Below are 3926 nucleotides of genomic sequence, written 5' to 3'. Positions count from 1 at the left end.
GCTTGACCAAAAGGTTGAAATGAATCGGATTTCTGTATGAAGTTTTGAAGGTATATATCGTATAAATAAAAAGTGCTGTATTGACGAAATTGCCAATACAGCACTTTTTTATATCATCAAATCTGTTGTGATAATCGAAATACATTTTTATGAAAATCCAGTATCCCTTCTTCTTTCATTTTTCCAAGTTCTTTAGACAAAGCACTTCGGTCAACATTCAAATAATCTGCAAGCTGCTGACGATTAAATGGAATTTCAAACGTAGAAGTTCCTTGTTTGCGGTATTCTGCAGTCAAATAAGTCAGTAAACGACCGCGGATATTTTTCGGTGTAGTACAGAAAATCCGTGTAGAAAGCGTGAGATTTTTTCGCATGGAAATCTGTAAGAGATTATCAATCAGTTTTCGATACCAGTCAGATTGATTACAAGATGAATCCTCCATAATTCGGCGAATATTTAAAAATAAAATCTGGCTGTTTTCAGCAGTAACGACTTCCACAAGCAGTGGTTCCTTTACAAGGGCATATGTCTCTGCGAATACACCTCCGGCAGAGATGTTGCTTAAAATTGTGGAATTACCTAAGAAATCAGTGTTGATAATATTTACACTTCCCGTTAGTAAAATACCAATTTCATCAACTTTTGTGTCCATATGATAGATGATTTCGTTTTTTTCATATTCTTTTTGACGCAGGTATCCTGCGGTGTTCATCTGCTCCAGTTCCATTTCTGTAATTCCGCGAAAGAGCGGTGAGATAATTTTTTTGATGCTATCCATATTAAAAATTCCTTTACGTAAAGTAGTATATATTAACTTTTTTAAAAATATTATTCCATATCTGTTTTGATATAACAAGTGAAAAAATAGTTATTTTACAGAATCAAGGAGATAGAATAAAATGAAATTATTTACAGAGTAGAATAAATATAAAGGATTTATTTGACTTCTGAAAGAGAAGGAGGAAATGTATATGGGAAAAAGTATTCATCAGAGAAAAGAATGCCTGATGAAAAACATGGAATTTGTAGGTTTTGATGACCTCAATGGAAAACCTGGATTTCAGATGGCAATGCAGAAAGCAAATGGACATTATTATCTGTACGCAACCAGTTTTCGCTGGAACGGAATTAATATTCTGGATGTGACAGATCCGAAAAATCCAAGAAAAATCAAATGGATGGAAGGTTTCTGGGCAGATGACAGCATTCATGATGGTCAGAGTACACAAAAGATTCAGATTGCAGACGGATTGTTGATTCTGGCGCATGGTGGAACTATGGATGTTCTGCATGGAACACCGAAGGGAAATACCTTACCGTATTGGGGTGGAATTTCTATCTGGGATGTGGAAACAGATCCGGAGAATCCAAAATTATTATCAAAATTCCATTGTGGAGGTGGACCGGGTGTACATCGCTTCTTTTATAATGGTGGCGATTATGTGTATGTTACCGGTTCCTGTGAGGGATACGCATTTTTTATCCTGAGAATTGCAGAAGATGTTCTGGTGGATGATCGCGGATATATTTATTTTGATACAGCAAATGATGGTTTGTATATTGTAAAATGTACCGTGTAGATAAAATTTCATAAGGATAAAAACGTCGCATTGTTTGGTGCGGCGTTTTTTTGATCAAAATTAAGGGTATGATATCTTGATGAAAAGCATAGAAAATGTAAAGATGAAAAGTGTCAAAATTTTTTATGCGAAAGGAAAGAACTTGCTAGGAACAGAAAAATTCGCTATGGTATAAAAGATAGAACTGACAGGTCAAGAAGGTAGGTGAGCGCAGATGCCGAAAGTGATAAGTATAGGAAATCAGGGCTTTGAGGATATCCGAAAAGAAAATCGTTTTTATGTGGATAAAACGGAATTTATCAGGGAGTGGTGGGAATCCGGAGACAGTATCACGCTTATTATGCGTCCACGCCGGTTTGGTAAGACGTTAAATATGGATATGCTCAAATGCTTTTTCTCAAATCAGTATGCAGATCGTGAGGATTTATTTGAGGGACTTACTATATGGAAGGATGAAAAATATCGCAGTATTCAGGGAACGTATCCTGTGATTTACCTGTCTTTTGCGGATGTGAAGCAGACAAATTATGCAGATGCAGTGAAAAAAATAAAAAGGATTTTGTCGGATTTATACCAGCAATATGTATTTTTGTTACAGGAAAATTGCATGACAGAAATGCAAAAAAGGCAGTTTTCGGAAGTATCTCCGCAGATGGATGATGTGACAGCACAATGTGCACTGCAGGACCTAGCTCATTATCTGTATCGATTTTATGGGAAAAAAGTAATTCTTTTGCTGGATGAATATGATACGCCAATGCAGGAAGCTTATGTATACGGTTACTGGAAAGAATTTACATCTTTTATCCGAAGCATGTTTAATTCTGCATTTAAGACAAATCCGTACTTGGAACGTGCAGTTATGACGGGAATTACAAGAGTATCCAAGGAATCTGTTTTTTCTGATCTGAATAATCTGAATGTGGTTACTACAACATCGGAGGAGTATGAAACCTGCTTTGGTTTTACAGAGCAAGAAGTATTTGCATCGCTAGATACGTTTGGGGTGAATGAATATAAAAATCAGGTGAAGGAATGGTACGATGGATTTGTATTTGGAAAAAGGAGAGATATTTATAATCCATGGTCTATTACAAATTTTCTTGATAAAAAGAAATTTGATGCCTACTGGGCAGCGACGAGTTCCAACAGTCTGGTAAGCAGGTTGATTCAGACCGCATCGTCCGAGATAAAGGAACAGATGGAACTGCTGCTTCAAAATAAAGAAATTGTGGTTCACTTTGATGAACAGATTATTTTTGAACAGTTGGATCAAAATGAAAATGCCATCTGGAGTCTTTTACTGGCGAGTGGTTATCTGAAAGCGGTAGAGGTTGAATATCGGGGATTGTTGAGAGAAAAATGGTATCACCTTCAGATTACAAATCTGGAAACCATGGGAATGTTTATGATGATGTTTCGTGGGTGGTTTGATGTGTCAAATTCCGTATATAATCGGTTTATAAATGCATTGTTGGGTGGAAATGTTCGGGAAATGAATGCTTATATGAATGAGGTTGCGTTGGCTACGTTCAGTAATTTTGACAGTGGAACACATCCGTCATCAAAATCACAACCGGAACGTTTTTATCATGGATTTGTGTTAGGACTTCTGGTAGAATTGCGTGATAGATATCAGGTGAAATCCAACCGAGAAAGTGGTTATGGACGTTACGATGTGATGCTGATACCGCGGAATGTTGCAGAAAATGCGATGATTCTGGAATTTAAAGTATTTGATGTGGAAGAAGAATATTCGTTACAGGATACCGTAAAATCTGCATTGCGTCAGATAGAAGAAAAGCAGTACGATACAGAACTTCTGGAAGCAGGGATTTCCAAAAATCGGATTCATCATTATGGATTTGCGTTTGAAGGAAAAAAAGTTCTGATAGATGGACAATAATAAAAATAGATAGATAAAAAGCGAGGAAAACAGATATGAAACAGTGTATGGATGCGGATAAAACTATTGAGAACTTTACAAAGGCAGTAGAGCGTTTTGCAAATATGCAGTAAAAAATTCGGGTTTAAGGACATCCCTGATAAGTTTTCTGGTAATGGAGAACTTGTCAGGGATGTCTTTTTTTTGTTTGAGGATTTTGTCTGTGATAGTGTGTGATAGCATGTTTTATGTAATAACAATATCCGATTCTGTATCTGAATGAAAGTAATTGTTGCAAGTTCATTAAGTTAGTTGCTTAAAATGAATAGAAACACATTCTTAAAAACCTATACCCCTATAGGTATAATGTGCCCATACCCACAAGGGTATAGGAGGCGAGAAAGGTTGAAAAAGAATAGTAGAGGATATCCATTCCATTAAGGACATCACAAAAAGACCA

At 36.4% G+C, this 3926-nt stretch carries 3 protein-coding genes; 2 read left to right on the top strand and 1 reads right to left on the bottom strand.

The features are described from left to right. Positions 1-116: 116 nt before the first annotated feature. Complete coding sequence (locus DXB15_RS16660) at positions 117-779, bottom strand: Crp/Fnr family transcriptional regulator (protein ID WP_330427552.1); 663 nt, start codon at positions 777-779, stop codon at positions 117-119. Between the two features lie 193 nt (positions 780-972). Between DXB15_RS16660 and DXB15_RS16655 the strand changes: the two genes are divergently transcribed. After that, entirely contained in the window at positions 973-1581 is a 609-nt protein-coding gene (locus tag DXB15_RS16655; RefSeq protein ID WP_187119671.1) for an LVIVD repeat-containing protein, read from the top strand. Between the two features lie 214 nt (positions 1582-1795). Then, on the top strand, positions 1796-3487 hold the full coding sequence (locus tag DXB15_RS16650; RefSeq protein WP_118703553.1) for an AAA family ATPase: 1692 nt from the start codon (positions 1796-1798) through the stop codon (positions 3485-3487). Positions 3488-3926: the final 439 nt, after the last annotated feature.

It is taken from the genome of Roseburia sp. OM02-15 (assembly GCF_003481835.1).
GTDB classification, from domain to species: domain Bacteria; phylum Bacillota; class Clostridia; order Lachnospirales; family Lachnospiraceae; genus Eubacterium_I; species Eubacterium_I ramulus_A.
This window is presented reverse-complemented; position numbering and strand designations above follow the sequence as displayed.

Coding starts and splice junctions, on each gene's coding strand:
- DXB15_RS16650 (WP_118703553.1), top strand. CDS start 1,796: ATGCCGAAAGTGATAAGTATAGGAAATCAGGGCTTTGAGGATATCCGA.
- DXB15_RS16660 (WP_330427552.1), bottom strand. CDS start 779: ATGGATAGCATCAAAAAAATTATCTCACCGCTCTTTCGCGGAATTACA.
- DXB15_RS16655 (WP_187119671.1), top strand. CDS start 973: ATGGGAAAAAGTATTCATCAGAGAAAAGAATGCCTGATGAAAAACATG.